At 72.1% G+C, this 23,430-nt stretch carries 21 protein-coding genes; 11 read left to right on the top strand and 10 right to left on the bottom strand.

From position 1 onward, the window contains the following. Window position 1 precedes the first annotated feature (1 nt). The 7 genes from J8403_RS39845 to J8403_RS39815 are packed head-to-tail and all read left to right on the top strand — an operon-like array spanning window position 2 to window position 7,910. Window positions 2-1,066 carry an LLM class flavin-dependent oxidoreductase gene (locus J8403_RS39845; protein ID WP_211127425.1) on the top strand — a complete coding sequence of 355 codons (1,065 nt, stop codon included), beginning with the start codon at window positions 2-4 and terminating at the stop codon, window positions 1,064-1,066. Further along, window positions 1,063-2,457, top strand: coding sequence for a condensation domain-containing protein (locus J8403_RS39840; RefSeq protein ID WP_211127424.1), 1,395 nt, complete (start codon window positions 1,063-1,065; stop codon window positions 2,455-2,457). Before J8403_RS39845 ends, J8403_RS39840 begins: the two co-directional genes overlap by 4 nt. Then, window positions 2,441-4,195 (top strand): non-ribosomal peptide synthetase, encoded by a 1,755-nt coding sequence (locus tag J8403_RS39835; RefSeq protein WP_211127423.1) that lies wholly within the window; start codon window positions 2,441-2,443, stop codon window positions 4,193-4,195. The genes J8403_RS39840 and J8403_RS39835 overlap by 17 nt, the downstream gene beginning before the upstream one ends. Beyond that, window positions 4,192-5,412, top strand: coding sequence for an aminotransferase-like domain-containing protein (locus J8403_RS39830; RefSeq protein ID WP_211127422.1), 1,221 nt, complete (start codon window positions 4,192-4,194; stop codon window positions 5,410-5,412). Before J8403_RS39835 ends, J8403_RS39830 begins: the two co-directional genes overlap by 4 nt. Next, a complete protein-coding gene (locus J8403_RS39825; RefSeq protein ID WP_211127421.1) occupies window positions 5,409-5,900 on the top strand; it encodes a pyridoxamine 5'-phosphate oxidase family protein in 492 nt (163 codons plus the stop codon). Before J8403_RS39830 ends, J8403_RS39825 begins: the two co-directional genes overlap by 4 nt. After that, on the top strand, window positions 5,897-7,150 hold the full coding sequence (locus tag J8403_RS39820; RefSeq protein ID WP_211127420.1) for an MFS transporter: 1,254 nt from the start codon (window positions 5,897-5,899) through the stop codon (window positions 7,148-7,150). The genes J8403_RS39825 and J8403_RS39820 overlap by 4 nt, the downstream gene beginning before the upstream one ends. 16 nt (window positions 7,151-7,166) lie before the next feature. Next, on the top strand, window positions 7,167-7,910 hold the full coding sequence (locus tag J8403_RS39815) for a class I SAM-dependent methyltransferase (RefSeq protein ID WP_211127419.1): 744 nt from the start codon (window positions 7,167-7,169) through the stop codon (window positions 7,908-7,910). 4 nt (window positions 7,911-7,914) lie between these two features. Here J8403_RS39815 and J8403_RS39810 read toward each other — a convergent pair whose 3' ends face one another. Both J8403_RS39810 and J8403_RS39805 read right to left on the bottom strand, forming a co-directional pair. Next, window positions 7,915-8,937, bottom strand: a complete 1,023-nt coding sequence (locus tag J8403_RS39810) for a Gfo/Idh/MocA family oxidoreductase (protein ID WP_211127418.1) — start codon at window positions 8,935-8,937, stop codon at window positions 7,915-7,917. Window positions 8,938-9,023: 86 nt separating this feature from the next. After that, window positions 9,024-9,806 (bottom strand): TIM barrel protein, encoded by a 783-nt coding sequence (locus J8403_RS39805; RefSeq protein ID WP_211127417.1) that lies wholly within the window; start codon window positions 9,804-9,806, stop codon window positions 9,024-9,026. Window positions 9,807-10,049: 243 nt separating this feature from the next. Here J8403_RS39805 and J8403_RS39800 point away from each other — a divergent pair, with 243 nt between their 5' ends. Beyond that, on the top strand, window positions 10,050-11,075 hold the full coding sequence (locus J8403_RS39800; RefSeq protein ID WP_211127416.1) for a LacI family DNA-binding transcriptional regulator: 1,026 nt from the start codon (window positions 10,050-10,052) through the stop codon (window positions 11,073-11,075). 32 nt (window positions 11,076-11,107) lie between these two features. Here the strand turns inward: J8403_RS39800 and J8403_RS39795 are convergent, their stop codons facing one another. Next, the gene (locus J8403_RS39795) at window positions 11,108-12,232 is read right to left on the bottom strand and encodes an FAD-dependent oxidoreductase (RefSeq protein WP_211127415.1); all 1,125 of its coding nucleotides are present in this window, start codon (window positions 12,230-12,232) and stop codon (window positions 11,108-11,110) included. 159 nt (window positions 12,233-12,391) lie between these two features. Here J8403_RS39795 and J8403_RS39790 point away from each other — a divergent pair, with 159 nt between their 5' ends. Continuing rightward, window positions 12,392-12,994, top strand: a complete 603-nt coding sequence (locus J8403_RS39790) for a TetR/AcrR family transcriptional regulator (protein WP_211127414.1) — start codon at window positions 12,392-12,394, stop codon at window positions 12,992-12,994. A gap of 59 nt (window positions 12,995-13,053) precedes the next feature. On the opposite strand, the gene J8403_RS39785 is transcribed toward J8403_RS39790, so the two are convergent. Then, window positions 13,054-13,749: a type 1 glutamine amidotransferase domain-containing protein gene (locus J8403_RS39785; RefSeq protein WP_211127413.1), complete on the bottom strand. Its 696-nt coding sequence runs from the start codon at window positions 13,747-13,749 to the stop codon at window positions 13,054-13,056. A 202-nt stretch (window positions 13,750-13,951) separates the two neighbouring features. On the opposite strand from J8403_RS39785, the gene J8403_RS39780 reads away from it, so the two are divergent. Beyond that, on the top strand, window positions 13,952-14,908 hold the full coding sequence (locus tag J8403_RS39780) for a LysR family transcriptional regulator (RefSeq protein WP_246586214.1): 957 nt from the start codon (window positions 13,952-13,954) through the stop codon (window positions 14,906-14,908). A 32-nt stretch (window positions 14,909-14,940) separates the two neighbouring features. Here the strand turns inward: J8403_RS39780 and J8403_RS39775 are convergent, their stop codons facing one another. Together J8403_RS39775 and J8403_RS39770 are read right to left on the bottom strand one after the other, a co-directional pair. Continuing rightward, on the bottom strand, window positions 14,941-15,666 hold the full coding sequence (locus J8403_RS39775; RefSeq protein WP_425519864.1) for a response regulator transcription factor: 726 nt from the start codon (window positions 15,664-15,666) through the stop codon (window positions 14,941-14,943). Between the two features lie 20 nt (window positions 15,667-15,686). After that, a complete protein-coding gene (locus J8403_RS39770; RefSeq protein ID WP_211127411.1) occupies window positions 15,687-17,006 on the bottom strand; it encodes a sensor histidine kinase in 1,320 nt (439 codons plus the stop codon). A gap of 203 nt (window positions 17,007-17,209) precedes the next feature. Here J8403_RS39770 and J8403_RS39765 point away from each other — a divergent pair, with 203 nt between their 5' ends. Continuing rightward, window positions 17,210-19,732, top strand: a complete 2,523-nt coding sequence (locus J8403_RS39765) for an ABC transporter permease (protein ID WP_211127410.1) — start codon at window positions 17,210-17,212, stop codon at window positions 19,730-19,732. Window positions 19,733-19,803: 71 nt separating this feature from the next. Here J8403_RS39765 and J8403_RS39760 read toward each other — a convergent pair whose 3' ends face one another. From J8403_RS39760 to J8403_RS43250, 4 genes are all read right to left on the bottom strand, one after another. Beyond that, window positions 19,804-20,655, bottom strand: coding sequence for an FHA domain-containing protein (locus tag J8403_RS39760; RefSeq protein WP_211127409.1), 852 nt, complete (start codon window positions 20,653-20,655; stop codon window positions 19,804-19,806). Beyond that, window positions 20,652-22,595 (bottom strand): serine/threonine-protein kinase, encoded by a 1,944-nt coding sequence (locus J8403_RS39755; RefSeq protein ID WP_211127408.1) that lies wholly within the window; start codon window positions 22,593-22,595, stop codon window positions 20,652-20,654. The genes J8403_RS39760 and J8403_RS39755 overlap by 4 nt, the downstream gene beginning before the upstream one ends. A gap of 189 nt (window positions 22,596-22,784) precedes the next feature. Beyond that, window positions 22,785-23,219 (bottom strand): septal ring lytic transglycosylase RlpA family protein, encoded by a 435-nt coding sequence (locus tag J8403_RS39750; RefSeq protein ID WP_211127407.1) that lies wholly within the window; start codon window positions 23,217-23,219, stop codon window positions 22,785-22,787. Window positions 23,220-23,276: 57 nt separating this feature from the next. Beyond that, window positions 23,277-23,405 carry a glycoside hydrolase family protein gene (locus tag J8403_RS43250; protein WP_215732736.1) on the bottom strand — a complete coding sequence of 43 codons (129 nt, stop codon included), beginning with the start codon at window positions 23,403-23,405 and terminating at the stop codon, window positions 23,277-23,279. Window positions 23,406-23,430 lie beyond the last annotated feature (25 nt).

The raw sequence follows: 23,430 nt of genomic DNA, 5'->3' as shown, positions 1-23,430 counted from the left end.
CATGAAGGTCGGGCTCAACTTCCTGCCCACCGTGGGCCCCGGCGAGATGCCGGCCGAGCGGTTCTACGACGAGATCATCGAGCTCAGCGAGCTGGCCGACCGGCTCTCCTTCAGCCATGTGAAGCTGGTCGAGCACCACTTCCACGAGTGGGGCGGATACAGCCCGGACCCGGTGGCGCTGCTGTCGGCCATCGCCCGGCGGACCACCCGCGTACGGCTGGTGACCGGGGCGGTCACCCCAGCCTTCACCCACCCCATCAAGCTGGCCGCCTCGCTGTCGGTCCTCGACAACCTCTCCCACGGCCGCCTCGACGCCGGGTTCGGCCGGGCGTTCCTGCCCTCGGAGTTCGAGGCGTTCGGGGTGGACATGGCCGACAGCCGGGCGCTGCTGGAGGAGAACGTCGAGGCCGTCGAGCGGCTGTGGACGGACGAGGGCTTCCGCTGGGAGGGCCGCTTCCACCGCTTCGGCCCGCTGCCCGCGATGCTGCCCCGTCCCGCGCAGCTGCCGCGGCCACCGGTGTTCATCGCCGCCACCACCTCTCCGGAGACCTTCACCTGGGCCGCGTCCAAGGGCTACCACCTCATGATCATCCCGGTGGTGGCCAGCCATGAGAAGCTCACCGGGCTTCTCGATCTGTACCGCGCCACCCGGATCGAGCACGGCCACTCCCCCGACTTCCGACTGCATGTCAGCTACCACTGCTATGTGGCGGAGAGCCAGGACGAGGCGGTGGCGCGAGCCGAGGAGCACTACGCCGCGTATCGGACCAAACAGCTCGAGGCCTACGGGAGTTGGCGCGGCATCACCTCGGACCAGTACCGGGGCTATGAGCGCATGGAGCAGGCGGCTCGCACGACCACGGTGGCCGGTCTGATGGCCGCGGACAACATCATCGTGGGCGGGGTGGCCGAGACCGCCGCCACCCTCCGCCGCATCGGCAAGCTCTACCCCGGTGCCGAACTGAGCCTGCAGCTGCGGTTCGGGTCCGTCTCGCACACCGAGGCCATGCGGGCGGTGCGGCTGCTCGGGGAGCGCGTGCTGCCCGAGCTCATGGAGGGCGAATGACCGCGTCCGGCGATCCGGTTCCGCTCAGTCCGCAGCAGGAGTGGATCTGGGAGAGCATGCGCTTCATGAACCCGGACGACGCGGCGATGACCAGGACCAATGTCTGTCTGGCGTTCACGTTGCACGGCCCCCTGGACACCGGGCGGCTCGAACGGGCGCTGGCCGATGTCCGCCGACGGCACGAGGCGCTGCGCACCACGCTCAGCGACCTGGGCACCGCACCCCGCACCCATGTCCAGGACGCGGAGGACCCGCACCCGCCCCTCCTCGCCCTGGTGGATCTCTCCGGCGTGCCACCGGAGGATCACGACACCTACTGCGAGCTGGTGGCCGGCGCCGAGGAGCACCGCCTCTTCGACTACGTCCGGGGCCCGCTGTGGCGGGCGACGCTGGTGCGCCGCACCCCAACGGAGCATGTGCTGGTGCTGTCCGCCGCCCATCTGGTGCTGGACGCCCCCTCGGTGCAGCTGGTCGTCCGGCATCTGGCCGAGGCGTACGAGGGGATCGCCGCTCCGGCACGGCAGGAGCAGTACCGCGACTTCGTGCGGCGGGCCGTCCGGCCGCCCGCGGACGCCGACCGGCGTCTGGACCACTGGCGCCGGGTGCTCAGCCCGCTGCCCGCCCCGCTCGACGTCCGCACCGACTACCCCGCGGCCCCACCGCCGGTCTTCCTGCGGGAGACGACGCCGTTCCGCGTCGAGGCCGATCCGGAGTCCCTCGCCGGGCTCCGCGGCCGGGCGGGCGTCACCCCCTATCTGATCCATGTCGCGGCCTATGCGGCCGCCCTCGCGGACCTCTGCGGGGCGCGGCGTGTCGTGGTCGGATCGTCGCTGACCCGTCTGGAGCTCAAACCGGATCCGCATACGGTCGGGCACTTCGCCGATCTGGTGCTGCTGCCGATCGAGGTGCGCCCCGAGCACACCTTCGGCGAGCTGCTGGAACACGTCAGGGACACCGCGCTCGACGCCTACGACAACCAGGTGCCGTATCTGCGCATCGCCGACGCGATCGACCCGGACTTCACGGCCAGACGGCCCTGGCCGGCGCGGGCGCTGTACCACGTGTGGGTGCGCGGCAGCGTCCTCAACGCCGACCTGGGGCCGCCGGAGCGCATCGGCGACGCCGAGGTCCGTCCCTTCGCGTTCACCAGGGAGACCTGCTATTCCATCGAGCTGGACGGCGACCGGTACGCCCATGTCTACGGCCAGAACGTGGTGCCCACCCTCTACGCCGGCCCGACCGGGCTGGAGGGCCAGATGACGTACAACCGCGCGGTCTTCACCCCGAGCAGCGCACAGCGTTATGTCGACCGCCACTGCCGGAACCTGGAACACATGCTCAAGGACCCCCAGACGCGGATCGGGGAGGTGTGGCATGACAGCGGCCGCTGACCCACCCGGACACGGCCGTCCGGCCCGCACCCACGACCTGGTGCGCGACGCCGCGCTGCGGTGGCCGGACCGGCCGGCGCTGATCGAGGGCGACACCGTTCTCAGCCACCGCCAACTCGACCGGCGTGCGGAGGACTTGGCCCGGGCCCTGGTGGCACGGGGCGCGGCCGGCGACATGACCATCGGGGTCGGCGTGCCACGCTCCGCCGAGCACGTGATCGCCGCGCTCGCCGTGTGGAAGGCCGGTGGCGTCTATGTACCACTGGCGACGGATCTGCCCCCGGCCCGGATCGCGGACATGCTGGGGATCGCCGGGGTGCGGCTGACGGTGGGGCCGGGGCTGACCATCAGCGAGGTCCCGGGTCCCCCCGTGGACCAGCCACTGGCCGGTCTGCCGCCGGCTCCGGAGGGCGAGGACGGCGCCGTCGCCTGCGTCTACTTCACCTCGGGCTCGACCGGCCGCCCCAAGGCGGTGGCCCTCACCCACGCGGGCATCGTGAACGAGGCGCTGTGGTCCCATGACGCCTTCTCGATCCGCCCCGAGGACCGCAGCGGCTGGCTGGCCTCCCCCGGATTCGCCATCTCGCGGTGGGAGTTGTGGACTCCGCTGACCGCGGGCGCCGCCATCGCCGTCTCCGAGGAGGGCGCCGTCCGCGAGCCGGGGGCGCTCCGTGACTGGCTGCTGGACCAGGGGGTGACCTGGAGCATCGTGGTGACCGGGCTCGCGGAAGGGCTCTTCGGCGTCCCCTGGCCGGCCGACTGCCCGCTGCGCCTGCTGGTGACGGGCGGTGAGCAGCTGCGGGTCTGGCCCCGCGGGCTGCCCTTCGAGGTCGTCAACTCCTACGGTGTCACCGAGGCGTCCAGCGTCCGCCTCGCGGCCCGGCTCGGCCCGTCCGAAGGGGCCACCGGTCGCCTCCCGTCCGTGGGCCGTCCGATCCGCGGTACCCGCGTCCATGTGCTCGACGACGCACTGGACCCGGTGCCCGACGGGGAGGTCGGGGAGCTGTTCATCGGCGGTGTCGGGCTGGCCCGCGGCTACCTCGGCGACCCGGAACAGACCGCACGCCGCTTCGTACCCGATCCGTTCGACGGCGGCGGGCGGCGTCTGTACCGCACCGGTGATCTGGTGCGCGTCGATGAGAAGGGGCGGGTGGAATTCGTCCGCCGGCTCAACGACGACCCGAAGGTCGGCGGTGTCCGCGTCGACCTCGCGGCCGTCGAGGCCGCGCTGCTCGCCTCGCCCGGGGTCACCGGGGCCGCGGCCACGATCCGTGTCCACGACGGGGAGCGGCCACGGCTGGTGGGGTATCTGGTCACGGACGACGAGCCGGCCCCCGATGAGGTGATCGACGCGGTCGCCCGGCGGCTGCCCCCTCAGATGGTGCCCGGCGTCCTGGTGCGCCTCCCCGCCCTGCCGCTGCTGTCCAGCGGGAAGGTGGACCGCGGCCGGCTCCCGGAACCCACTGCGGACATCGTGTTCCGCGGTCGTCCGGCCACCGCGCGGGACGAGACCGAGCAGCGGGTCATCGACGTCTTCCGGGAAGTCCTCGGCCGCGCGGACATCGGCGCCCACGACGACTTCTTCGGCCTGGGCGGGGACTCCATGGGCGTCGCCCGGGTGCGGCAGTCCCTGCTGGAACGGCACGGCATCGACGTCCCCTACACCCTCATCTTCCGTCAGCGGACCCCGCGCCGGATCTGTACGGCCGCGGGCGACGGCGGGGAGGAGCCCCGGTGACCTTCACGGACGCGCCCAGTGGGCTTCCGGCTCTGGCGAGCCGTACGGACCAGCTCGCGGACTCCGCCGTCGGCGCCGTGCTCCGGCTGACCGACGGCCACGATGTGATCGCTCTGGCGGCCGGCAGCCCCGCGCCGGAGACCTACTGCCACCAGGAGTTCACGGACGCCACCACCCGCCTGCTGAGCCAGGGCGGCCTGCCGCTGCGGTACGGCGACGCGAGCGGGCTGCCCGAGCTCCGGTCGTGGATCGCGGCCCGGGAGTCCGCCGAGCTCGGCCGTCCGGTCGACGCGGGGCAGGTGCTTCTCACCCATGGCTCACAACAGGGCCTCGACCTGCTGTGCAAGGCGCTGCTCGATCCCGGGGACGTGGTCTTCGTGGACCGGCCCAGCTATGTGGGAGCGCTGCAGGTCTTCCGTCTCTTCCAGGCCCGGGTGGTGGACCTTCCCCTGGGGTCGGACGAGGGTCTCGACCGGCTCGAAGCGGCGCTGTCGGCCGAGGAACGGGCCAAAATCATCTATGTGGTCCCCACCTTCGCCAATCCGACGGGCGCCACCCTGGACACCGCGCACCGGCGGCGCCTGGCCGCCCTCGCCCAGCGGTACGGCTGCGTCCTCGTCGAGGACGACCCCTACCGGGATCTCGGCTACGACACCGTCGCGCCCCCGCCGGCCGCGGCGGCCTATACCGTGGCCGGCGCCGTACGGATGGGTACCTTCTCCAAGGTGCTCTTCCCCGCGGCCCGCTTGGGCCATCTGGTCGTCCCGCCGTTTCTCACCGATGTGCTGATGAAGTTCAAACAGGCTGCCGACCTGGGGAATTCGCTTCTGATGCAGCAGGTGGTGCATGAGCTCGTCCAGGAGCCCGGCTTTCTGGCCACCCGGCTGGAGCGCGCCCGTCATCTCTATCGCAAGCGCCGCGACGCACTGGTGAGCGCCTTGGCCGGCTCCTTCGAGGGGGCCTTGGAGTTCGAGGTGCCCCGCGGTGGCTTCTTCGTCTGGGCGAGGCTTCCGGAGGGCGCCGACGCCACCGCACTGCTGGCCGCCGCGGTCGAGGAAGGTGTCTCCTTCGTACCGGGGACCGATTTCTACGCGACCGGGCCCGACCCGTCCACCCTCCGGCTGTCCTTCTCCTGCACCCGTGCCGAGGACATCGTCGAAGGTGTCGCCCGGCTGGAACGGGCGTGGCGAACGCTGCGGCAGGGACCCCGCTCATGAAGCTCACCAGGGACGACGACGGAACCTTCCCGGGACTCGACAAGGCCCCGTTCGACGTGGCCGCGTTCCTGGCCCGGCCCCTGGTGGCCCGGCTGGCCACCGAGGGCCCACGGGTGCGGCCCGTGTGGTTCCTGTGGGAGGACCACGCCTTCTGGGTGCTCACGGGCCCCTGGGCCCGGCTGGAGGAGCGACTGGACCACTCCCCGGTCTTCGAACTCGTGGTGGACTCGTGCGACCTCGCGACCGGCACCGTTCACCAGGTCATCGCCCGTGGCCACGGCCGGGTGGTGGACTTCGACACCGACCGGGGCCGCCGCAAGCTCACCCGGTACCTGGGCGAGCGGGAGGAGCTGTGGGACGCCCGGTTCAGCCTGCGCGACGACCCGTCCGCCCGGGGCACCCGCTGGGCCCTGCTGGTGCCCGACACCCTGTGGATCGCGGACCTGTCCTTCCGCCCGCCCCGCGCAGCGGAAACGGACCGCCCATGAGCACCGACACCACGGACGAGACGGCGGACGGGGCCGCCGGCCACCGGACCTACCGCCAGGTGCTGACGGGCAACCCTCGCCTGGCCGTACTGCTCGCCGGCTATGTGATCTCCAGCGTGGGTGATGGCATCCTGCTGATCGCCCTGCCGCTGCTGGCCATACGCCACCACGGGCAGCTCTCCGCACCCGTGGCGGTCGGTCTGGTGATGACCGCGCCGTATGTGCTCTCGACCGTCCTCGCCCTCAGCATCGGCCTGGGACGGCTGCGACTGCCCACCCGGGCCGTGGTCATCACCGACAGCGCGCTGCGCACCGTCCTGTTCACGGTGGTGGGCCTCGCCGCCATGGCCGACCGGATCGACATCGGGTTCCTGGTGGTGGCGCTGCTCCTCGGCTCCGTCCTGCATCAGACGGCGTCCAGCAGCCGGCGTCTGGTCGCCACCGGTATGGCCGGGAAGGACGAACTCTTCACCGTCAACGGACTGCTGGGCTTCGCCAACAGCCTGGCGCTCTACGTCGTGGGCCCGGCGGTCGGCGGCGCGGTCACGGTCGCGTTCGGAGCGGACGTGGCCGTCCTCCTCGAAGCGCTCAGCTTCCTCCTGCTGTTCGGGGCCGTCGCGCTCGTCGTGCCGCCACAGCCGAGAGCGCCCCGGGCGGAGCGGTCGACCGAGTCCGGGTGGCGGATCCTGCGGCTGCGTCCGGTGGCCGCCCGCCTGTTCTTCGTGGTCTTCTTCTTCAATCTGTCCTATATGCCGGTGGAAGTGGCGCTTCCGGTGCTGGTCAACGGAGATCTCCACGGGGACGGAAACACGCTGGGCATCATCTGGACCGCCTTCGGCGCCGGGGCACTGCTCGGCGGGGCGCTCACCGGGTTCCTGCGGAAACTGCACCAGCAGGCCGTCCTGGTGGCGGTCATCGCGCTGTGGGGCGGTTCGGTGGTGCTGCTCGCCCTGGCCCCCTCCGGGCCGGTCGCGATGTGTGCCTTCGCCCTGGGCGGACTCATCTACGCCCCGTTCACCCCCATCGCCTACACCTTCGTGCAGTCGGAGCTCCCGCCCCATGAGCAGCAGCCGGTGATCACGCTCTGGACCACCGGCTCGACGCTGGCGGCCCCGATCGGCCTGCCGCTCAGCGGCCCGCTGGTGAGCGCGCTCGGTGCGCGCGGCGGACTGCTGCTCTCCGCGGCACTCACCCTCGTTCTCGTTCCGTTCGCCGCCAAGGGCCTGCTGGGCCCGCGCCGAGTCGCCTAGCCAGAGGAGTGCGCACGTGCAGGGATACGAATCGTCGACCTACGGCGACCACATGACCGACCACGACGCCATCGGCTGGCCGGCCGCGAAGGACGAGGACGCGGCGGTGGGGTTCCTCGTGGACGTGGCCAAGCCCGGCCACGCGCTGGAGCTCGGGGTGGGCACCGGGCGGGTCGCCCTGCCGCTGGCGGAGCGGGGGGTGCGGGTCACCGGCATCGACGCCTCCCCTGTCATGCTCCGGCAGATGGCCGACAAGCCGGGCAGCGCACAGGTGCGGGCCGTCGAGGGCGACTTCGCGGAGGTCGCCGTCGACGGGACCTTCGACCTCGTCTACGCCGTCCAGCACACGTTCTTCCTGCTGCGCGACCAGGAGACCCAGATCCGTTGCTTCCGGAACGTGGCCGCGCGGCTGGCCCCCGGTGGCGCCTTCGTCCTCCAGGTGTTCGTCCCCGATCCGCACCGGCTGATCCAGCCGCAGGCCAGCGACGCCCTTCATGTGGCACTCGACCAAGTGGTCCTGCGGGTCTCGAAGTTCGACCGGGTGACGCAGACGGTCAACCGGCAGTACGTCGCCATCACCGAGGGCGGGACGAAGCTGTACCCCATGGTGTTCCGCTACGCATGGCCCACCGAGCTGGACCTGATGGCGCGGCTGGCGGGCCTCCGGCTGGAAGGGCGCTGGGACGGCTGGTCGCGGGCGCCCTTCACCGCGGAGGGCGGGTATGTCGTGGTCTACCGGAAGCCCGCCGAGTCGGTGTGAGGGCCTACGCCACGGTGTCGCCGACCCGGACGGGTCCGTTGGTGGTGACCGACTGGATGGCCGCGAGCGCGACGGACAGAGCGGCGCGGGCGTCCTGTCCGGTGACGGAGGGGGCGCGTCCGGTGCGCACACACTCGGTGAAGTCGGCGAGTTCGGCGACGTAGGCGTCGTGGAAGAGATCCTGGTCATAGGTGACGCATGCGGCGGCGATGCCGTCCGGGCCGTAGGCGGTCAGATGGCTGCGGCGGATGTCGCCCATGGTGAGCATGCCGGCCGAGCCGAAGACCTCACCGCGGACGTCGTATCCGTACACCGCCTGGAAGTTCGCCTCGGCGGTGGCCAGGGCGCCGTTGTCGAAACGGATGGTGACCACGGCGGTGTCGAGCAGTCCGCGGTCCTTGAAGTCGGGGCGGACCAGGGCGTCGGCGAACGCGAAGACCTCGACCGGCGCGGCGCCGGGGTTGAGGTAGCGCAGGGTGTCGAAGTCGTGGATGAGGGTCTCCAGGAAGATCGTCCACGGCGGGACGCGGCCCGGGTCGGCCAGCTGGGGGTCGCGGGTGAGCGAACGCAGCAGCTGCGGGGTGCCGATGGCGCCTGCGCGGATCTTCTCGTGGGCGGCGTGGAAGCCGGTGTCGTAGCGGCGGTTGAAGCCCACCTGGAGGGGGACGCCGGCGTCGGCCGCGGCCGCGATGGCGCGGTCCGCCTCATCGAGGGTGACGGCCATGGGCTTCTCGCAGTAGACGGCCTTGCCCGCCCGGGCCGCGGCCTCGACCAGCCCGGCGTGGGTGCGGGCCGGGGTGGCGATGACCACCGCCTCGATCCCGGGGTCGGCGAGCAGCTCGGCTATCCCGGTGTACGCCGTGGCGCCGCCCAGCCGGTCGGCGAGCCCCCGGGCGGCGCCCGGGGCCGGGTCGGCGACGGCCGCGAGGCGGGCGCCGGGGAGTCGGTGGGCGAGGGTCTCGGCGTGGAAGGAGCCCATGCGGCCGGCGCCGATGAGACCGACGGGGAGGGGGTGTCGCGTGGTCATGCGGATGCTCCGTAGGTTCCGTGGTTCCGTAGTTCCGTAGGCGAGAAGGGGCGCGGTCCGGCCGGTACGGTGTCGCGGCCGCGCCGTCAGGGGGTGAAGGCGGAGCGGAAGCGCTCCAGGGCGAGGTCGCTGTCACCGGAGGCCCATGCCTCCATGGCCACGGTGCCCTCGTAGCCGAGGTCGACGAGGGTTCGGGCGAGGGCCGGGTAGTTGATCTCCCCCGTCCCCGGCTCGCGGCGGCCCGGTACGTCGGCCACCTGGATCTCGCCGATCAGGCCCCGGCCGTGGGCCCGGCGGACCAGCTCGATCAGGTTTCCCTCGCCGATCTGCGCGTGGTACAGGTCCAGATTCATCCGCAGGCCCGGCCGGTCCACGGCCTCGACCAGCGCCAGGGTGTCGGCGGCCGTCGCGAACGGCACGCCCGGGTGGTCGACGGCGGTGTTGAGGTTCTCCAGGGTGAAGGTGACCCCGGTGCGCTCGCCCAGCTCGGCGAGGCGGGTGAGGGTGCGCTGGGCGGCGATCCACATCGGGCCGGTGGCCGGGCCCGCCACCGGCGCCACCGGCAGGCCGTCGCCGTCCAGCCCGGTGCCGTGCAGATTCAGCCGGGGACAGCCGAGCCGTTCGGCCACGTCGACCGACTCCTCGGCGGTGCGCAGGAGTTCGGCCGCCCCGTCCTCGTCCGTCAGGCTGCCGCGGAGGTAGCCGGTCATCGAGGAGAACACCGCGCCGGTCCGCTCCAGTGCGGCCAGATCGTGCCGGCTCCAGTCCCAGATCTCGACCTGGAAGCCGGCGTCGTGGATGCGCCGCGCCCGTTCCTGGACCGGCAGATCCCGGAAGACCATCTCGGCGCAGACCGCCAACGTGTACATCACTGCTCGCCCTCTCTACGACGACCCCGGCATCAACTAGAACGTTCCAGCTACTAGAACGTTCTAGAGAACGAGCAGCAGTACGCCAGCCACCGGCCACTCCTGTCAAGGTCCGACGGCCGCATCACTAGAACGTTATAGAAGCCGGCGCCGCGCATCGCGCCCTGGGCTACGATCGTCGCCCGGAAGGCGAAACCCCGCCCGCCCCGCCCGAAGACGACACCTCGACCAGGGAGACCAGTGGTGCCACCGACGCCGGCCGTCCCCCATGGGAAGCGCCCCACCCTCGCGGACGTGGCGGCGCGGGCGGGTGTGTCCACGGCACTGGTCTCCATCGTGATGCGGGACGCCAAGGGCGCCGGCGCCGCCACCCGCGAGCGGGTCCTCGAGGCGGCACAGGAGATCGGATACCGGCCGGACGCCCGGGCCCGGCTGCTGCGCAGCCACCGGTCCCATCTCCTCGGGGTGCAGTTCGGCCTCCAGCACCCCTTCCACTCCGATCTGCTGGAGGGCATCTACGCGGTGGCCGAGCCCGCCGGGTACCAGATCGCGCTGAGCGCCGTGGCCGCGGGCCGTGGCGAGCAGCGGGCGACCGACACCCTGCTCGCCGACCGCTGCGAGGCCCTGATCCTGCTCGGCCCGCAGGCCCCGGCCGCGCGGCTCGCCGAACTCGCCGGACAGCTCCCGGTCGTCTCCGTGGCTCGCCGGCTGCGCGGCACCGCCCCGGGCGTGGAGGTGGTGCGGACCGCCGATGACGAGGGCGCCCGCCAGGCCGTGGACCACCTGGTGGCCCTCGGCCACCACGACATCGCCCATATCGACGGCGGCCGGGCACCCGGCGCCGCCGACCGGCGCCGTGGCTACCGCACCGCCATGAACCGCCATGGCCTCGCCGACCACATCCGCGTCCTGCCCGGCGGCCTCACCGAGGAGGACGGCGCCACGGGCGCCCACGCCCTCCTCGACGCCACTCCCCTGCCCACGGCCGTCCTCGCGTTCAACGACCGCTCCGCCACCGGTGTCCTGGACACCTTCCTCCGCGCCCGGATCTCCGTTCCCGGCGAGGTCTCCGTCATCGGCTTCGACGACAGCCATCTGGCGCGTCTGGCCCATATCAACCTCACCACGGTCGGCCAGGACATCCCCCGCCTCGCGGAACTCGCGGTCGGCCGGGCCATCGCCCGCCTGGAGGGCGAGCGGACACCCACCGGGGAGGCGGTGGTCGCCCCACACCTCGTCATCCGGGGCACGACGGCCGGGCCCGTCTGATCCGCGACGACCGGGGCGTTCCGCCGTTGTGCTCAGAAATGCTCGGGTACGTCGGCGGACAGCAGGTGTTCGGCGCCGCCTTCGAGGGCCTTGGCCATCTCGATGGAGCGGGGGAGCATGGTCTTCTCGTAGACGCGGATGGCGTCATCGACGGTGGCCGCGTCCGCGAGGGCGAGGGCGAGTTCGCTCGCGTCGAGCATGGCGAGGTTGACGCCGACGCCGAGCGGGGGCATGAGGTGGGCGGCGTCGCCCAGCAGGGTCACCGTCGGGTTGTGTTCCCAGGTGTGCGGGACCGGGAGGGCGAAGAGCGGGCGGTCGACGTAGGGGCCGTCGTTGGTGGTGATCATCTGGCGCATGCGGGGCGACCAGTGGGCGTACTCGTCGAGGAGCAGGGCGCGGATGCCGTCGGTGTCGTCGGCGGTCAGGCCGCTCCTGGCGAGCCAGTCGACCGGGGTTCGCCGGATGACGTAGACGCGGATGTGGTCTCCGCTGTTGCGCTGGGCGAACAGGCCACGGTCGCCGTCGGCCGCGCCGGCGCTGCCCGGGCCGACCAGCTCGGCGAGGGAGGGATGCCGGTTCTCGACGTCGGAGAACCATGCCTCGAGGAAGCTCACCCCGGTGTACTCGGGGACGGCCGGGGACACGGCCGGGCGCACCCGGGATGAGGCGCCGTCGGCGCCGATGACCAGGTCGGTCTCGATGGTCGTGCCGTCGGCGAAGGACAGCTGCCGCGGACCGTCGGCGGGCCCGCCGACCCCATCGAGGGCGCGGCCCCAGTGCACGGTTCCCGGAAGCAGGGAGTCGAGCAGCAGGGTGCGCAGCTGGCCGCGGTCGATTTCCGGCTTGAACAGTTCGTCGGCCTCGGGGACGTGATGGAACGTCACCGTGCCGGTCGCGTCCATCTTCCGCATTTCCTGCCCTTCCGGGCGGGCCAGCGTGAAGAACGCGTCGAGCAGACCGGCTTCGCGCAGGGCGATCTGGCCGTTGTCCGCGTGCAGATCGAGGGTGCCGCCCTGGTTGCGCGCTTCGGGGCCCGAGTCGCGGTCGTAGACGGTGACCGCTATGCCGCGCTGCTGGAGGATGCGGGCGCAGGTCAGGCCGCCGGGCCCGGCGCCGATGACGCTGATGCGGGCGCGGGCGGGCTCTGGTGAGGTCACGGTGGTTCCTTTCACCGGCGAAGAGGGGTGGTGCGGACGAGGAGCATGCCGAGGAAGAGGTGGCTCTCGGGTTCTCGCAGACCCCAGAAAAGCAGACCCGATAAAAAGGTGCAACGAGTCCACTTAGCTATCGATGCAACTATCGGATACGCTCAAGCCATGACCGAACCCTCCGTCGGCCGCCGCGAACGCAAGAAGGCGGCCACCCGCCAGGCGATCGCCGACGCCGCGCTGCGGCTCTTCCTGGAACGCGGCTACGACCAGGTGAGCATCCGTGACATCGCCGACGCGGCCGACGTGTCGACCACTACGGTGTTCAAGCACTTCAGCGGCAAGGAAGCGCTGGTATTCGACCAGGAACAGGACCGGGAGTCACGACTGATCGCGGCGGTGCGGCAGCGAGCCGCCGGACAGAGCATCCTCGATGGCCTCCGGCAGCATGTCCTCGACTCCTGGCTGCCGATCACGGCGCATCCGCGGATGGCCGAGTTCACCCACCTCGTGGACTCCACCCCGGCACTGCGCGCCTACGCGGAACGCATGTGGACCCGGCACACCGACAGCCTCGGCGCGGCCATCGCCGACGAACTCGGCGTCGACCACGACAACCTCGCCTGTGTGACGCTTGCCCGATTCGTACTCGAGGTCCCGGCCCTGGCCCGCGGCCGGCGGGACCGCCGAGCCGCCGTCGACGCGATCTTCGACATCCTCACCCAGGGCTGGCAACCGCCGGCCAAGTCGTCCGCGCCCCGTAGCTCCTAGGTGTTTGTCCGGACCTCGTCCCGTCCACCGGTGCGATGGACGGGACGAGGGATGAGAGGTCAGCCGAGCTTCTTGAGCAGTTCGTCCGCGAGCGGGCCGGAGGAGGCCGGGTTCTGGCCGGTGATCACATTGCGGTCGACCTCCACATGCGGTGCGAAGGACTCGCCGACCAGCACCGTCAGGCCCGCCTCGGTCAGGCGGTCCTGCAAAAGCCACTTGGCCTTGTCGGCGTTGCCGGCCATCGTCTCCTCCTCATTGGTGAAGGCGGTGATCCGGTAGCCGGCGTAGGCGTGGGTGCCGTCCTCGGTGACCGCCGCCAGCAGCGCCGCCGGGCCGTGGCAGACCACGCTCACCGGCATACCGCTCCGCACCGCCTGGGTGAGGATCCGCCCGGAGTCGGCGTCGACCGCGAGGTCCTCCATGGGGCCGTGGCCACCGGGGACATGGACGGCGTCGTACTCGTCCAGGCGCACCTCGCTCAGTGCGATGGGGGCGTGGAATTCGGCGGCGGTCTCGGCGACGCTCCTGATCCTGGCGGCGTTCTCCGGGCCGCCGTTGGCCTCGGGGCTGAGGCTGGCGGCGTCGACGGGCGGGACGACGCCACCGGGCGTGGCCACGGTGATCTCGTGGCCCGCGGCCTTGAACGCCTCATAGGGGGCAACGGCCTCATCGGCCCAGTAGCCGGTGGGGTGCTTGGTACCGTCGGCCAGGGTCCACTGGTCGGCACCGGTCATCACGAACAGGATCTTCGCCATGGTCACTCCTCGATGCGATCACCCGCCGTACGGGTGATCGCTGGGATCTCCTGGGGCGTTGCCGCCCCCATGTGTCGCCGCCGTCCTGGCGGCGTGCTCGAAGGTAGATCCACTGGGCATCGAAACGCCAATAGGTGAGTCGATCGTCGGCATCGGGATTCCGATGGGAGAAAGAGCCGTGCGCCTCCCTATGCTGGGCGGCATGGAGGACGGGACACAACAGGACGGCGACCTCGGCATCGGTGGCGGGCGGACGCCGCCGCATGCCGATCTGAATCTGCTGCGCACCTTTCTGGCCGTCTACCGCTCCGGCTCGTTCACCGCCGCGGCGCCGCTTCTCGGGCTCTCCCAGCCGACCGTCACCGCCCAGATCCGCACCCTGGAGCAGCAGACCGGGCGGGAGTTGTTCACCCGGCTGCCGCGCGGTGCGGAACCCACCCACCTCGCCCACGATCTGGCCGGGCAGATCGCCGGGCCGCTCGACGCCCTCGCCTCCCTCGGCGGCCGGAGTACCGCACTCACCGGACGCGCCACCCCGGTCCATCTGGCCGGGCCGGCCGAGTTGCTGTGTGCCCGCGCCCTGCCCGCACTCGCCTCGCTGGTCGCCGAGGGACTGCGGCTGCGGATCACGATGGGGCTGACCGATCCACTGCTGGACGCGCTGCGCGCGGGACACCACGATCTCGTGATCGCCACCAGACGCCCCGGCGGCCGCGCGCTGACCTCGCTGCCACTGACGGACGAGGACTATGTGCTGGTCGCCTCGCCCGACTGGGCCCGGCGCATCGGGGAGCGGCTGGCGGCCGACGGGCCGTGTGCCGCCGTCCGTGACGTACCGCTGATCACCTACGCGGAGGACCTTCCCATCGCCCGCCGGTACTGGCGCAATGTCTTCGGCAAGCGGCTCACCGCCCAGGCCGCGGTGACCGTGCCGGATCTGCGCGGGGTCGTGTCGGCCGTCGTCGCGGGCGCGGGCTACAGCGCGCTTCCCCGCTATCTGTGCCAGGACGAACTCACCTCCGGCGGGCTCGTGCTGCTCCATGAGCCCGATGAGCCGCCGCTCAACACGCTCTTCCTCGTGCAGCGGCCGGGGGCCGACGCCAACCCGGACGTGGCCCGGGTCCGCGAGCGGCTTCAGCGCGCCGCCCGCACCTGGTAACGCGCATACATCAGGGCATGCCGCCGGGCGGATCACCCTCCGCCACTCGGCGAGGACTGGTCCACCATGCCGTGCTCCCAGGCCCAGGCCGCGATCTCGACGCGGTTGCGGGCGGCCAGTTTGCGCTGCACGTTGCCGAGGTGGGTCTTGACCGTGGACAAGGTGACATGCAGATCGACGGCCACTTCCTCGTTGGTACGGCCGCGGGCGACCCGCCGGACCACTTCGCGTTCGCGCTGGGTCAGCGGCTCGATCAGATCCTCCGGCCCGCCCCTCCCCCGGCTCGCCGGACGGGCCTCGGAGACGGCCGACCGGTCGCGGTGCGGTCCCATGTGCGCGAGCAGGCGGACGGTCACCGACGGGGAGATCAGCGAGTTGCCCGAGGCCGCTGCCCGCACCGCCTCGGTGAGCAGGCCGGGTGCGCCGTCCTTGAGCAGAAAGCCGCACGCACCGTTGCGCAGCGCGCGGTAGACGTACTCATCGAGGTCGAAGGTGGTGGCGATGAGGACGTTGAGGGGGTCCGGCACATCGGGCCCGGCGAGGAGCCGGGTGGCCTCCAGACCGTCCAGCTCGGGCATGCGGATGTCCAGGAGGCAGACATCGGGCCGCAGCCGGCGGGCCTGCTCGACCGCCTCGACACCGGTCGCCGCCTGGGCGACCACCCGCATGTCCGGCTGGGAGTCGAGAATCATGCGGAAGGCGGCACGGACCATCTCCTGGTCGTCGGCGATGAGCACCTGGATCGTCATGTCACGCATGATCGCAGGCGCGCGGGCCGTCAGCCGGAGGAGGTCACCTTCGGGGCGGTCTCGCCCGAGGTCGCCACGTCCGCGCCGTCCACCGCGTTCACCTTGTCCGGCTCATCCGTCTTGTTCGTCTTGCCCAGGGGGAGGGCGGCCACCACGTGCCAGCCGCCGCCGACCCGCGCCCCTGCCGTGATACGCCCGTTGACCTTCTCGACCCGCTCGGCCAGGCCGACCAGGCCGTAGCCGCCCCCCTCGACCGACCGCTCGGCGGCGGGCGAGGTGCCACCCTGCCCGTCGTCGACGACCGACACCTCCAGCCATTCCGGGTCGGCGGACCGCACACCGATCCGCACCTCGACCCGGCCGGCCCCGGTGGCGTGCTTGCGCACATTGGTCAGCGACTCCTGCACCACCCGGTGGACGGTGGTCATGATGCCGGACGGCAGCGGCCGGTCGGCGAGTTCCGGGGCAAGGGTCAGCTCGGCGGGCGGCCCCACCTCGGAGAACTCCTCGGTGAGGTCGCGCAGACCGCGCAGCCCCGCCGGATCGCCCGTGGGCCGGGTCGTGGCCGCGGAGGCGGTGGTGTGATCCCGCAGGCTGGAGACCATGGCGCGCATCGACCCCAGCGCCTGGGATCCGGCCCGCTCGATCTGGGCGAGCATCCGGTCCAGGTCCTCCGGGGACTGGGGGTGTCCGGCCGCGGCCGTGAAGCGCGCGGCCTTGGTCTGCGCCACGATCGCCGTGACGTGGTGGGCCACGAAGTCGTGCAACTCCCGTGCGTGCTCCAGGCGTTGGCCCTGCCGGATGGCTTCGCGCTCCCGCTCCCGCAGCGTGTCGTACAGACGCAGACACAGCCCCACCATCACCATGAACGGCACGGCGCAGACCGCGATGACGGCGATCAGGTTCAGGAGGTTGTTGTCCCACGCGTCGATCCGCAGGGGAAGAACCACGGCGGCGAGTGCGGATCCCGCGGCCGGCCCGGCCGCCCGCAGGGGCCGGCAGCGCCGCACGGCACGGGTGATGAGCAGCAGCAGCACGCCCAGCTCCACCAGGCCCGGGGTGTTCGGGGGACGCTGGGACAGCTGCGCTTCCACCACCGTCAGCACGCAGGAGACGGCCGCCGCGCCGATGGCGTAGCGCGTGAAGAGACGTTCCGGCACCGCGAACGCGGCCAGGCACAGCGCCCCGGACACCATCGTCGCCGCGGCCATCGGCGGAAGCGGCGCGTTCAGCCCCTCCAGGACCACGAGAACGACCAGACTGACGCCGACCAGGCCCAGCCACAGATGCCGGAAGCGGAAGCGGGACCCGGACAGGGACCGGAAGCGGGACCGGAACTCGGAGATCATGGCAGGTCACGCTACGGCCCGGCCGCCGTCGCCACATCAGACTTTCGGCCGAGGAAGCCGGGGAAGAGGCGCGGATCGCTTCGGCATTCCGGTGGATCCGCCGCGCCGCGCCCTCGCGAAGGATGGCATCCGGGGCGACCGGCGAGTGCTCGAGCGCGATCCGCCACGTCCCTTCCGACCGTTTCCCCTTCCGAAGGCCATCGATGTTCCGCACCGCCCTGCGCACCCTCCGATCCCATCGGCTCCGTTTCGCGATGCCCGCCCTCGCCGTCGTGCTCGGCGTGGCCTTCGTGACCGGGTCGCTGCTCTACGGCGACTCCGTCCAGGCGGCCGTGAACCGCGCACACGTCAACTCCCAGCCCGATGCGTCCGTCTCGATCACCGCGGACTCCTCTACCGCGGACACCTCAGAAGCACCCACACTCGATGACACGCTTCTGCGGCGGCTGCGGGCGCTGCCGTCGGCGGCCGCGGCGCGCGGTGTGGTGGAGGGCCCCTCCTTCCTCGTCGGCTCCGACGGCACTCTGGTGGGCGACCTGTACCAGGCCGCGGGCGTCAACTACGTGCCCGACGACGGCGGCAAGGACGTCCGCTATCCGCTCACCGCGGGACACGGCCCCCGTAACGCCACCGAGATCGCCGTCGACCGGCGGACCGCCGAGCGCGCCGGGTACCGGGTGGGGGCCAGGGTGCGCATCGTCGTGAACGGCACGGCCCGCGACGCGCGGCTGGTCGGCGTCTTCACGGCCCATGACAGCCGGGTGGACTCCGGCGGTACGCTCACCGCCTTCGACACCGCCACCGCGCAGCGGTACTTCGCCCCCGCGCCGAACGGCTACTCGGCGATCACCCTGACCGCCGCCGACGGCACCTCGGATGCCCAACTCGCCGAGCAGGCACAGAAATTGCTGCCGTCCGGGCTGCGGGCGGTCACCCGCGCGGATCTGGAGTCCGGTGCCGCCTCGAACGACGCGGACAAGCTCACCACACTGCTGCTGAGCTTCGCCGGTGTCGCCCTGTTCGTCTCCACCTTCCTGGTCGCCAACACCTTCACCATGCTCAGCGCGGCCCGTGCCCGGGAACACGCGCTGCTCCGGGCGGTCGGCGCCACCAGGAACCATGTGCTGCGGATGGTGCTGGCCGAGGCCGCCGTGGTCGGCACCGCCGCCTCGGCCATCGGTTACGGGCTGGGCATCGGTGCCGCGAACCTGCTGGGCGTCCTGTTCGACGCCTCCGGTGCGGGGAGCGCCCCTGTACGGGCGCTGTCAGCCAAGCCGCTTGCCGCGGCCTTCGCCGTGGGTATCGGCGTCACCGTCCTCGCGGCCTACGTCCCGGCCCGCCGGGCGGCGGCCGTACCCCCCGTGGCGGCGCTGCGGACCGTCCAGCCGTCCACCGCCGCCTCGCTGCGCCGCCGCAACACCATCGGGCTGATCGTCACCGCGTGCGGAGCGCTGCTGGTCGGCGCCGCCGTCGGCGAGCCGGACCTCCTCTTCGGTGCCGTGCCCCTGCTGCTGGTCGGCCTGATCGTCCTCACTCCGCTGCTCGCCCTGGGCGTCACCGGGCTGCTGCGCTCCCCGCTGACCCGGCTGGCGGGCATCCGGGGCAAGCTGGCGGTGGAGAACGCCCGCCGCAATCCACGGCGTACGGCGGCCACGGCGACCACCCTGATGGTCGGCCTGGCGATGGTCACCGCCGTCACCGTGGTCGTCACCTCCGTGAACCGCTTCGACGAGCAGGAGGTGGACAGCTCCATGACGTCGGACCTGCGGATCACCGCCGTCGACTTCGGGGAGATCGGCGAGGGCACGGCGGCCCGGGTACGGCGGCTCGCCGACGCCGAGGCCGTCACACCCGTCATCCACACCTACCTCGACATCCCCCACACGACGTCCCTGGACGTCACCGCGGTCGACCCCGCCGCGGTGGAACGCGCGGCGTCGCTCTCCGTCCGCGAGGGGTCGCTGGACCGCCTCGGCCATGGCATCGCCGTCACCGAGGAGCTGGCCACCGCCCACGGCTGGCGGCTCGGCTCCCGCGTCAGCGGCACCTTCACCGACGCCGAAGCGCCTACGCCGGGCGCCCGCACCAGCCTGCCCGTCGTGGCGATCTACGACGGCCCTGAAGATCTGAGCCCCGCCCTCGTCTCCGACCGCGCCCTGCCGCGTCCGACCGGCGCCGAGGACCGGCCGACCATCAGCTCGGTCCTGGTCAAGGCCGCCCCCGACCGTACCGCCGCGCTCCGGGAGGAGATCCGGCGCACCCTGGACAACCCGGCGCTGCTCGTCCAGGACCGCGCCGACGCGAGGGCCGCCGCCACCGCGCGGACCGCGCCGTTCCTCAACATCATGTACGCCATGCTCAGCGTCACCGTGCTGATCGGCGCCCTCGGCGTGGTCAACACCATGGGCATGGCCGTCTTCGAGCGGGTGCGGGAGATCGGACTCCTGCGGGCCATCGGGCTGGACCGCGCCGGCGTGGGATCGGTATTGCGCCTGGAGTCGGTGACCATCTCGCTCTTCGGCTCCGCGCTCGGTGTCGTCGCCGGTACGGCCATCGGCGCGGCGGCCGTCCTCGGTCAGGAGGTCCTTCCGCTCGTCATCCCCTGGGACCGGGCGGCCCTCTTCTTCGTCGCGAGCGCCGCGATCGGTGTTCTCGCCTCGCTCTGGCCGGGACGTCAGGCCGCACGCCTCCCGATGCTGGAGGCCATCGGCGCGGACACCGAATGACCGGCGCGGCGGCGGCAGCCGAGGACGCGGGCTGAACGGTCGGGCGGGTGCCGAGGGCGCGGGCCGAGCCGTCAGGCGGCGTCGATCAGGGCCAGGTCCGGGGGGACGAGCGTGGTCGACATCATCAGGGCGCGGATCAGGTGGTCGTTGAGCGCGTTGCCGACCGGCTCACCGACCTCCTCGCGGGTCAGCCACGGCACCCCGTCCCGGGAGAGCATCATGCGGACCCGGTTGACCAGGTGCTCGACGCGCTTTTCCCGCCAGCCCTCGCCGGGGCGCAACTCCGCCAGCTGGGCGGCCGTCTGCTTCCAGGTGAGGGGCTGCGGCCGGGGTTCGTGGAGCAGATACCGCTGGCCGAGGACGACGAGCGCGAGCTTCTCCTCGTCGGTGAGCATCCACACCCGGGGCGGGCGGGTGACCTCCCCGGGCAGGGCTACGGGCCGCTCGGCCTCGGGACCGCTGACGAACACCTCCAGCAGATGCTCACGGTCGCGCGAACCCCGCACGAACAGCGGGGTGTAGCCGGTTTCCAGGGGCAGTGGCTCCTCGCCCGTGAAGAGCAGCCGCGTCGGGAAGCGGAGGGGCAGCCGGCCGCTGTTGGCGACCCACCAGCGGCCGTGGCGGTGGGTCAGGCTGCCCTGGCAGCGGCTGACCTGGGGGTCGTCCTCGCCCACACAGACGTGCACCTCGGGGCGGTTCCGCCCGAAGAGCAGCTCACGGCCGTCGCCGGGGCCCAGGGTCATGCCACCGGTCAGCGCGAGGGCGAAGGCGGTGCCCGGCAGCGGCGCGGTCACACCGCGGGCCAGGCTGCCGTGCGCGGCGGGCAGAAGGCGGCCGCCCGCGGCGGAACGGCCGGTGGCGGGGTGGCGGGCGGCGGGGGCCCGGCCGGTGGTACGGCGGTCGCTGCCGGGAGGCGTGGTCATGCGCTCGGTAGTTTCTTCGCGGCCGTGGCGGCGAGCGCCTTGGCGGTCTGGCAGAGCTTCTGGGTGGGCTTCGACCCGTAGACGTTCAACGACATCAACTCAACGGTGTCATCACCGAGGGAGTTGCGGTACGAGCGGTGCAGCATCCGGACGAGGCACGAGTCGTCGTCCCACTCCTCCGGCGACACGGAGCTCAGCTTCCCGGCGATCTCCGCCCGCTCCGCGCCCTCCGGGGAGAAGTCATTGTCCCGGGTGAACTCCAGCTCCACTCCCGCGTCGCTCGAGCCGTCCGCCCACTCGCACCGCCAGTCCCCGAAGCCCGGGTCGCGGTCCTTCACCCGCACACCGGCCATCCGCTTGAGCTCGTCGCCGTCCAGCAGCCCGCATGCGTGTCGACTGACCAGGGAGCTCGCGACGGGCTGCGCCGAGCGCCGGGGGACCTGGCCGCGGTCGAGCACACTGACCGCGTAGTCGGTGGCGGCGTCGCCCAGTTGGCACGGGTCGGGCGCCGGGGTGTCCAGCCGCTCGGTGATGATCCAGATCTGCTTACGGTCGGCGGACGCGATGTTCCGCACGCACTCGTCCCCCTCGCGCTGGAACGCGCCGACGGTGACATTGCCGATCCTTCGGGTGGGCACGTCGCCGCCCGGCTCCGGCGGGTCGGCGTCGAAGTTGAGCTGGACGTCGGCGATGTCGTCGCCGGTCTCGCCGTGCAGCAGGACATCGCAGCGATCGATCTCGCCGTAGTCCGGGTCGATGACGGTCTCGCCGAAGCGGCTGAGCGAGGCGGCGTTGAGCAGCTTGCAGGGGTCGGCCGTCCGCGCGTCGCCCACGGTGCCGGCCCGTCCGGCCTGTGACAGCGAGTCGCCCGTACCGGAGGCGCCACTCCCGCCGTCCTTCCCGGACCGGCCGCTCTCGTCGGAGTGACCACCGCCCCAGGGGCCGAAGAGGGCGGCCCAGACCACCAGGACCGCGGCGGTGCCCACCGCGGTCGCGGTGATCACCACCCGGCGGCTCGGGCGGCGCCACGCCCCTCGGACCGACGGCGGCAGCAGCCGCATCGTGAACGGGGTGCGGTCCAGCGTCTCGCCGTCGTGCGGATCCTCGTAGGTGTCCTCGAGGTGTTCGAGGTGGGCGGACGGCGGGGCGACCCGGCGCAGCAGCCGTGCGGCCTGATCGGCGGCGGGGCGGCGCTTCGGCTCCACGTTCAGCAGTGCGGTGAGCGGGTCCACCAGCGGGCCGGCCCGGTGCGGGGTCTCGATATAGCCCTCGATGGCGCGCGCCACATAGGCCATGGGGTGCGAGGCCTCGCCGTAGGGGGACCGTCCCTCGACCGCCGCGTAGAGCGTGGCGCCCAGGGAGAAGACATCGGACTTCCGGTCGGCCGCGTCCCCCCTGGCCACCTCGGGCGGCAGATATGGCGGTTTGCCGCGCACCCCGCCCGTCCGGGTCATGGTGGCCTCGCTCCACAGCGCCCGGGAGATGCCGAAGTCGGTCAGCTTGGCGACGCCGTCCTCGGTGATCAGGACGTTCTCCGGGGTGACATCGCCGTGCACCACGCCCTCGGCATGCGACTTCGCCAGCGCGGTGGCGATCTGGCGGCCGATGGAGCCCGCTTCCTCCGGGGTGAGCGCACCACGGTCGCGCACCATGTCCGCGAGGCTGCCCCCGGACACGTATTCCATGACGATCCAGCAGACCTCGCTCTCTTCCACGAAGTCGAACACCGAGACGATATGCGGATGGTGCAGCCGCGCCGCGTTGCGTGCCTCGTTGGTGAGTCGCAGCGCCGCGCGGTCGTCGTCCGGACGGGCACACTTCACCGCGACCTGACGGTCCAGCAGCTCATCGTGGGCCCGCCAGACGACGCCCATTCCGCCTCTCCCGATGGGCTCCTGGAGGAGATATCGGTCGGCGACCTTGTCACCGGCCTCCGCCATCACCCGCACCCCCGCTACCCCGTTTCATCGCACCCATCACGTTCCCGTGTCGCCACGGAGAGTACTTGGCCCTGACGTCGGTGGGTAGCGCTTCCGGTGGATAGCCCCCGGAAAGAGGGGAGCCTCCGGCGCACGACGGTCGGTTCCCCAAGCGGAGAGCCGGTGTTGGGGGGGGCGGTCACCTTCGCCTTACGGCACGATCTCCTCCTTGACCACGATGTGGCCGGAGTCCGGGTTGAGCACACCGCCGAGCCGGGCGTACGCCCCGTCGGTCAGGTCGAGGCACTTGGGCACCGACGGGGTCCACGCGAAGGTGCCGCGGTCGTTGACGCGCACGACCAGCGACGCGTTGTTCGCGACGTTGGTGACCTTCACCCTGGTCCCGAACGGCAGTTGCGGATCACGGCTCAGAGAGGTCGCCGCGGTGTCCGCGTTGTTGTCGAAGAGCTCGCCACTGGCGGTGTAGGCGCCGGGGGGTATGTAGCCGTAGTGGGTCGCCCAGCAGTTCTCCCCGGCCGGCGGGGTGTCGCTGGTCGCGGCGGTGCTCGCCGGGGCGGCACCCAGCACGGCGGTCAGTGCGACGGCGGCGGCCGCCACTCGGCCGATCGGCGTTCCCTTGCGCATGATGAGGGCCTCACTTCGGGTGGTCGTGGTGTGGTGTGAGCGCGGGTGGGCCGTGCGTCAGCCGGCCGCGCGGTAGGCGGCGCCCGCCTGGTTGGGCGTGGCGCCGTCGTAGAGACCGGTGCCGCCGCGATCGGCGGACAGCGTGAACCACGCGTACCGCTCCACGAAGGACAGCCCCTGGAGCATGGCGGTGGACTTGGGGTGACGTGGC

The organism is Streptomyces yatensis (assembly GCF_018069625.1).
GTDB classification, from domain to species: Bacteria; Actinomycetota; Actinomycetes; order Streptomycetales; family Streptomycetaceae; genus Streptomyces; species Streptomyces yatensis.
This window is presented reverse-complemented; position numbering and strand designations above follow the sequence as displayed.